General features: G+C 55.7%; 1 protein-coding gene. It reads left to right on the top strand.

Annotated elements, in window-relative coordinates; translation table 11 throughout:
* Positions 1–107 precede the first annotated feature (107 nt).
* A partial coding sequence (locus EZM41_RS00005; protein ID WP_446697787.1) for an SDH family Clp fold serine proteinase occupies positions 108–305 on the top strand: 198 nt, incomplete at its 3' end.

Genomic DNA, 305 nt, shown 5'->3' with positions numbered 1-305 from the left:
AGAAGGACGGATGGTTCCCGCGCAAAAGGTTAAGCTCTTAGCGCCGCAAGAGGCGAAGCCTTCTGCGGACTTAGAGCGCAACCCGCGAGGCGAGAAAGTTTCGGCAAATCCGAAGGAAGAAAAGAACGAGGCCGAATTCCGCCCGGAAAGGGTCAAAACGCGGCTCGGGTTGGAGCCGTGTAATCACTTTGATCCACAGACAGGAAAGCGTCGGCTTTCTGGGCATGTTCGCCAGGAACTTCATAAACATCGAGGATTCGGAAGAGGTGCTGCGAGCCATACGGCTGACCCCTAAGGATATGCCC

Origin of the sequence: Acetomicrobium sp. S15 = DSM 107314 (genome assembly GCF_016125955.1) — a bacterium.
GTDB classification, from domain to species: domain Bacteria; phylum Synergistota; class Synergistia; order Synergistales; family Thermosynergistaceae; genus Thermosynergistes; species Thermosynergistes pyruvativorans.
Note: the sequence above shows the minus strand (reverse complement) of the source record. Positions and strands in the feature narration are given on the sequence as shown.